Source organism: Mesorhizobium sp. M4A.F.Ca.ET.022.05.2.1, from assembly GCF_003998845.1.
In the GTDB taxonomy this organism is placed as follows: Bacteria; Pseudomonadota; Alphaproteobacteria; order Rhizobiales; family Rhizobiaceae; genus Mesorhizobium.
In genome coordinates, this window is record NZ_RZOJ01000307.1 from 1 (window position 1) to 7186 (window position 7186).

At 67.5% G+C, this 7186-nt stretch carries 5 protein-coding genes and 1 pseudogene; 1 reads left to right on the forward strand and 5 read right to left on the reverse strand.

Features of this window, described 5'->3' with window-relative positions; genetic code table 11:
- The 3 genes and pseudogenes from EN745_RS25560 to EN745_RS25570 form a co-directional block, all read right to left on the reverse strand.
- The coding region (locus EN745_RS25560; RefSeq protein WP_127422552.1) for a diguanylate cyclase at positions 1-1371 on the reverse strand (1371 nt) is incomplete at its 3' end.
- Positions 1372-1439: 68 nt separating this feature from the next.
- Positions 1440-1784 (reverse strand): amidohydrolase family protein, encoded by a 345-nt coding sequence (locus EN745_RS25565; RefSeq protein WP_127422553.1) that lies wholly within the window; start codon positions 1782-1784, stop codon positions 1440-1442.
- A pseudogene (locus EN745_RS25570) lies at positions 1781-3503 on the reverse strand (dihydroxy-acid dehydratase). The gene EN745_RS25565 and the pseudogene EN745_RS25570 overlap by 4 nt, the downstream one beginning before the upstream one ends.
- 250 nt (positions 3504-3753) lie before the next feature.
- Between EN745_RS25570 and EN745_RS25575 the strand changes: the two are divergent.
- Positions 3754-4392: a GntR family transcriptional regulator gene (locus EN745_RS25575; RefSeq protein ID WP_127422554.1), complete on the forward strand. Its 639-nt coding sequence runs from the start codon at positions 3754-3756 to the stop codon at positions 4390-4392.
- On the opposite strand, the gene EN745_RS25580 is transcribed toward EN745_RS25575, so the two are convergent.
- Positions 4389-5552 (reverse strand): M20 aminoacylase family protein, encoded by a 1164-nt coding sequence (locus EN745_RS25580; protein WP_127407468.1) that lies wholly within the window; start codon positions 5550-5552, stop codon positions 4389-4391. The genes EN745_RS25575 and EN745_RS25580 overlap by 4 nt on opposite strands.
- 136 nt (positions 5553-5688) lie before the next feature.
- On the reverse strand, positions 5689-6885 hold the full coding sequence (locus EN745_RS25585; RefSeq protein WP_127422555.1) for a diaminopropionate ammonia-lyase: 1197 nt from the start codon (positions 6883-6885) through the stop codon (positions 5689-5691).
- Positions 6886-7186: the final 301 nt, after the last annotated feature.

Consider the following 7186-nt stretch of genomic DNA (forward strand, 5'->3'; position numbering starts at 1 on the left):
CTGGCCTAACAGTTTCAGCCTGCCGTCCTCCATGGCATCGACCAGGTCGGCGGCGAGCCGCGCGGCATTGAGGCCGCCGGAACCGGAGGCCGTCTCCACCGAGAACACCGCAAAACGGTTGCGCCCGGCGGCCTTGGCCGCGTAGCAGGCATCGTCGGCGCAGGCCAGCGCATCGGCGACCCTGGTGTCACTGTCGCTGACAAAGGCGATGCCGATGCTGGCCGCGAGCTTTCGCGTCGTAGCCGCCAGCTCGGCATTGCGCACGGCGGCAAGGACGGCGTCGGCAAGGCGCTCGGCCTCGGCCTGACCGCAGTTCGGCACCAGCAGCGCGAATTCGTCGCCGCCAAGCCGCGCCGCGTGCGCCGAGGACGGCAGGCTGGCGAGGATGCCGGCGGCGATGCTTTTCAGCGCGAGGTCGCCGGCGGCATGGCCGGCGAAGTCGTTCAGCGCCTTGAAGTAGTCGAGGTCGACATAGAAGACGGCGAGCGGCAGCCGGCGCTGCGTGGCGATGTGGTCAGCCAGCAGCCGGTCGAAGGCGGCGCGGTTGAGCAGGCCGGTCAGGGCGTCGTGGTTGGCGGCGTAGGTGAGTTCCTGCGAGCGCTTCTTGTCCTCGGTGATGTCGCGCACGGTGCCGAGGATCTGGCCGGCGCCACCGGCGCAGGCAATGAAGCGGACCAGCGATTCCAGATGGCGGATCTCGCCGTCGCGCCTGATGATGCGATATTGCGAGGCGGTTACGGCGTCGGAGCCGGGCGGCGGCAGGTGCGCCCGCTCGGTGGCTTCCTTGTCGTCGGGATGCAGATAGGTGTGCCAGAGGCCGGCCGAAACCTCGTCGGTATCGCTGACCAGGCCGAAGATCTCCCGGCTGCGGGCATCCCAGAAGCTCTTGTTGGTGGCGATGTCATAGTGCCAGATACCGGTGCCGCTGGCGGCGAGCGCCAGGCGGAAGCGCACATTGACCTCATCGAGTGCCGCCTCGGCCTGTTTTCGCCGGGTGATGTCGGTCTGCACGCCCATCAGCCGCAGCGCCCGGCCCTCGGCGTCGCGCTCGACGATGCCGCCGCGGTCGAGCACCCAGACCCAGTGGCCATCCTTGTGCCTGAGGCGCAGCTCCGTCTCGATGGACTCCGTCAGGCCGGCGATGTGGCGCTCGCCGCTGGCCAGTGCCCGCTCGCGGTCGTCGGGATGGGTGAGCGTCAGCCAGAGATCCGCCGTGGCGGCAAGCTCGCCCTCGGCGTAGCCGAGCATCTTCAACCAGGTCGGCGAGTAGTAGCAATCGCCGCTCGCGACGTTCCAGTCCCAGACGCCGAGATGAGCACGTTCCAGCGCCAGCGCCCAGAACTCCCCCTTGCGTGTCTTGTCGTCCGCCATGCCCGATTTTTGTCCGCCCTGTTGGAGACAGTGTGCACAAAACCAGACAAGAAACAGTTACCGGCGGATCAGGTGGGGCGCCGCCAGCGATAGGCTTCGTCGACGCCGCGAAGCGTGCCGGGCAGGGCCGCAAGCGCCGACAGCAGCGCGCTGTTGTCGAAACCGTAGACGCTGGGTTGCACCAGCACGGCGCGATCGATGCCATAGGCATCCATGACCCGGCGGTAGTCCTGGACCGTGACCATGGCCGGCGTGTAGCCGAGCGCCGGGTCGAGCGGACAGGCCGAGGCGAAGACATGGGCATGCGCGTCGGAGCTGCCCTCGGGCAGGCGCAACGCCGTGCGTCGCGCCGGCGCCAGCGGCGGCAGGCACCGCCGGGGCGCCGTTTCCGCCGGGAGGTGCGCCGCGCTCATTGCGCCTCCTCCTTATCGGCGGCCCCGGAAGCGGTTAGGAAATCGAAGTCGCAGCCCTGGTCGGCCTGCAGCACATGGTCGTAGTAGAGCCGGGCATATCCTCGCGCCGGCCGCTCCACCGCCGGGCGGGCAATCGCCGCCCGGCGCGCCAGTTCGGCGTCGTCGACCAGCATGTCGATGCGGCGAGCCGGCACATCGAGGCGGATCATGTCGCCGCTCCTCACCAGAGCGAGCGGACCGCCCGCGGCAGCCTCCGGCGAGACATGCAGCACCACCGTGCCGAAGGCGGTGCCGCTCATCCTGGCGTCCGACAGGCGCACCATGTCCTTGACGCCGAGCGCGGCCAGCTTCTTCGGGATCGGGATATAGCCGGCTTCCGGCATGCCGGGCGCGCCGCGCGGCCCCGGCATTGCGCAGCACCAGCACGTCCTCGGCGCTGACGTCGAGCGCCGGATCGTCGATGCGCATGGCAAGGTCGGCGACGGATTCGAAGACGACGGCACGCCCGGTGTGCCGCATCAGCGCCGGCGCGGCTGCGGAATGCTTGATCACCGCGCCGCGCGGACAGAGATTGCCCGACAGCACGGCCATGGCGCCCTGCCCCGTCACCGGCCGGCCGAGCGGCCGGATGACGTCTTGCGCATGCATCTCCTCGGGCTTCATGACGCGGTCGCCGAGCGTGCCGCCGTCGACCACCGGCGTCGTCAGGTCGAGGACACCGGAGAGTTCGGCCAGCAGCCTCGGCACGCCGCCGGCGTGATGGAAATGCTCCATATAGTGTTCGCCCGACGGCTTGAGGTCGACCAGCACCGGCACCTCGCGGCCGATCCTGTCGAACTCGGCGAGGTCGACCGGATGCCCGGCCCGGCCGGCGATCGCGGCGAGATGGATGATGCCGTTGGTCGAGCCGCCGATCGCCTGCATGACGACCATGGCGTTGCGGATGGCCGCCGGCGTTACGATGGCGCCGGGCAGCGGCGCGCCGGAGACTGCAAGCGCGGCGGCGGCGCGGCCGCTCGCTTCCGCCGAGCGGACGCGCTCGGCATGGGGCGCCGGAATGGAGGCAGCGAACGGCAGCGAGAAACCCATCACCTCGGCAATGATCGCCATGGTGCTGGCGGTGCCCATGACCATGCAGGTGCCGACCGAAGGCGCCAGCCTGCCGTTGACGAGGTCGATCTCGACGGCATCGATGTCGCCGGCGCGGTGGCTCGACCACAGGCGCCGGCAGTCGGTGCAGGCGCCCAGCGTCTCGCCCTTGTGGTGGCCGACGACCATCGAGCCGACCGGCACCACGACCGTCGGCAGGTCGGCGCTGATCGCGCCCATGATCTGCGCCGGCAAGGTCTTGTCGCAGCCGCCGATGACGACCACCGCGTCCATCGGCTGCGCGCGGATCATCTCCTCAGTGTCCATCGCCATCAGATTGCGCAGCACCATCGAGGTCGGATGGGCGAAGGATTCGTGGATGGAGATGGTCGGGAACACCATCGGCAGCGCGCCCGAAAGCATGACGCCGCGCTTGACCGCCTCGATCAGTTGCGGCGCGTTGCCGTGGCAGGGATTGTAGTCGCTCGCGGTGTCGACAATGCCGACGATCGGCCGCTCCAGCGCATCGTCCGAATAGCCGGCCGCCTTGATGAAGGCCTTGCGCAGGAACAGCGAGAAGGCCGCGTCGCCGTAGCTCGTCAGTCCCTTCCTGAGGCCGCGATACGCCAATCGACACCTTGGGGCTGGATTTCACGCTGACTGCAGGCGCCCTGGTGGAGCCACCGCCGATCGTCACCACAGGCAAATGGCTCAGATTGTCAATAATTCTAATCTGGTTCCAGCAGAAATACCTACAATGTGGCGATCCTAACTTGTCACTCATGGTCGTATTATCGATTATCCAGACCATGCGCTGCAGTTGCGGAAAGGCTCTCTCTGCGGCTAGAGTGACCGCAAAGGACGCGGCAAGGACAAGAAAATGCTCCACGTGGCAGACTATGGCGGCAAGGAAGCCGACGTCGTTAAGGCGCTGGAGGAGGACATCATCTTCGGCCGCCTCGCGCCCGGCACACGGCTGGTCGAAGATGTGCTGCTCGGACGCTTCCCGGTGTCGCGCCACACCATCCGCCAGGCGCTCTACCAGTTGGAGAAGCTCGGCGTCGTCACCCGCGAACGCAACAAGGGCGCGATGGTGAGAAGGCTGTCACCCGACGAGGTCAGGCAGATCTACGAGGTGCGCGAGCTCTTGCAGCGGCAGGCGGCGCTGATGATCCCGCTGCCGGCCAGCGATGCGCTGATTGCGGAGCTGATGGAGATCCACCGGGTCTACAGCGCCCATGTCGACGCCCACTATCTGCGCGGCATCCACGAGGCCAATGACCGTTTCCACCTCACCATGTTCTCGGCCTGCGGCAACGACTACCTGGTGTCGTCGATCGACCACTACATGCGGCTCAGCCTACCGGTGCGGGCGAACTCACTCGCCGATCCGCAGAAGCTGGAAGTCTCGCGCCAGCACCACTGGTTCTGGGTGCTGGCGCAGCTCTGCGTCGACCATCTGCAGCCAAGCAAGATGTTCTATCTCGAGGCGATCGAGAAGGCGGGGGATGGGGTTTAGGGGCCCTCCGCCGCCAGCCGCCGCCGCACCACTGCCGCATGGAACCGCGCGCCATGGACCAGGCCTTCATCATTGAAATCATAGGACGGATTGTGCAGCGGTGCGGAGGCGCCGTTGCCGAGGAAGATGAAGCAGCCCGGCACATGGGCGAGGAAGCGGGCGAAATCCTCCGAGCCGGTCATCGGCTCGGCCGCGACGCCGACGGCATCGCCGGCCAGCACGCTCCGGGCCGCAGCAAAAGCTTCGTCGACCAGGCTTGCGTCGTTGACCAGCGGCACGAACTCGCGCGTGTAAGTGACTTCGGCGGCGACGTCATAGGCCTGCGCCGTGCCCTCGGCGATGCGGCGCATCTCCTTCTCGATCGCGGCACTCACCTCGGGCCGGAAACTCCTGGCGTCGCCGAGGATGCGGGCAAGGCCCGGCAGCGCGTTGCGGGTGCCATCGGTGATCAGCTCGGTGACCGAAACGACGCCGATGTCGGCGGGGCTCAGGCGCCGCGAGACGATGGTCTGCAGGTTGACGACCAGCGCGCAGGCGGCGACCAGCGTCTCCTGGCCGGCATGTGGACGCGCGGCATGGCCGCCGACGCCTTTCAGCACGATCTCGAAATTGTCCTCGGCCGACATGATCGGCCCGACGCGGGTCTCGAAATGGCCAATGGGCAGGCCCGGCATGTTGTGCAGGCCGAAGATCTCCTCGAAGGGGAAGCGCTCGAGCAGTCCGTCGTCCAGCATGGCAAGCGCGCCCCTGCCCCATTCCTCGGCCGGCTGGAAGATGAAGCGCACCGTGCCGTCGAAGCCGCCTTCGGCGGCAAGCAGCTTTGCCGCGCCGAGCAGCATCGAGGTGTGGCCGTCATGGCCGCAGGCATGCATGGTGCCGGGTGTCTGGGAGCGGTAGGCCATCGTGCCCTGCTCGGCGATGCGCAGCGCGTCCATGTCGGCGCGCAGTGCGATCGCCCGGTTGCCGCTGCCCCTGGTCAGCGTGCCGACGACGCCGGTGCCGCCGATGCCTTCGGCGACCTCCAGCCCGAACGCGCGGAGTTTTTCGGCAACGAAGGCCGAGGTGCGCTTCTCCTCGAAGCCGAATTCGGGATGCGCGTGGAGATCGTGCCGCCACGCCGTCATCTCGCGGTGCAGTGCCTGCTGGTCGAGTTTGGCCATCGTCGCCCCTAAGCCTGTTCTTTACGCACCCGGACCGAAAGCTACGGCGAAGTCGCCGAGCCTGCTACGGCGAAGTCGCCGAGCCTGCTACGGCGAAGCCGCCGAGCCTGACCGTTATATACTTTCCGGACTTGTTTCAGGCAGGCTGCATCAGCACGTCGTCCGGCGCCACGCCGACCAGTTCGGCATAGCGGCCGGGGTCGGTCGCCCCCTCGGAGTTAATGACGAGCACGCGCGAATGGGTGTCGAGGTCGAGTGCCGCGCGCATCTGCTTGTCGCCTGCCGCGCGGATCAGTCCGGCGAGCCCCGCACCGCCGCTTTCGCCGGAGATGATTGCCGGATCGTGGCCCAAGGGTCGCGCCAGCCGCTTCATCACGGCGACCGCATCCTCTTCCTCCACCGTCATGAAGGCATCGCCGACGCGCGCCAGCACGCGCCAGGCGACCAGTGACGGTTCAGCACATTCGAGCATCGCCATCACCGTCGACTGCTGATGCGCGATCGTTGCCGGACGTCCGGCCTCAGCCGAGGCGTAGACGCAGGCCGAGCGCCCCGGCTCGACCACCACGGCCTTCGGCCGCCGCCCGCCGAGCATAATCGCCATATGGCCGGCAATCGCCGCGGCGAAGCCGCCGACGCCAGCCTGCAGGAAGACATGCGTAGGCGGCTCGGCCATGTGCCGCAGCGTCTCGCGCACGATCACCGTGTAGCCCTGCATGACCAGGCCGGGGACGCGCTCATAGCCCGGCCAGGACGTGTTGGAGACGATCTTCCAGCCGCGCTCGGCGCCGACGCGGGCGACTTCGCGCACCGCATGATCGTAGCCGCCCTCGACCTGCACGATCTCGGCGCCGAAGCGGGCGATGGCCGCCACACGCTCACGGCTTACGCCAGCATGGACGAAGATCACCGAGCGCGCGCCGACCAGGCCGGCGCCCTGCGCGACCGAGCGGCCATGATTGCCGTCGGTGGCGCAGACAAAGATCATGCTGGACGCGATCTCGCGCACCTTGGCGTCGTTGATCTCGCCGATATCGACGGTGCGGCCGAGCCACTTGCCTGCCTCCTCCAGCACCAGCCGTATGACCGCATAGGCGCCGCCCAGCGCCTTGAAGGAGCCGAGGCCGAGACGCTGGCCTTCATCTTTGACGTAAAGTGCGGCGATGCCGAGTTCATCGGCCAACGCCGGCAAGGCGTGCAGCGGCGTTTCGACATGGTTGTGCCGCGCCTTGAGATAGTGCTCGGCCCGCTCGCCTCCCGCCATGCCGAGGGACTCGGCATCGGCCGCAACCAACGGCTGGTTGTGTTCGGGACGTTGATTGAGCAGCAGCATGGCATTCTTTCTTCGAGGCACTGAACTTATTGGCGCGCGCGAAATTTCGCCGTCTAAACTCGCTGAATGATTGATTTTTGTTTCGGCGCGATGTCGCCGGATGCCAACCTCTGCGAGACTCGACGCCTTCGACGTGACTATTTTTGGTGGTGTCATGGCTTGGCAACACTGTGCCGCAGAAGCCGGCGATCCGCGTTTTCTGCTCCCGCGGTCAGTCGGCCGCCAATCTCGCGGCGACGCCGAGCAGGATGTTGGCTCCGGCAACCAGTTCGCCGGCGGCGGCGAACTCTGCCGGGTTGTG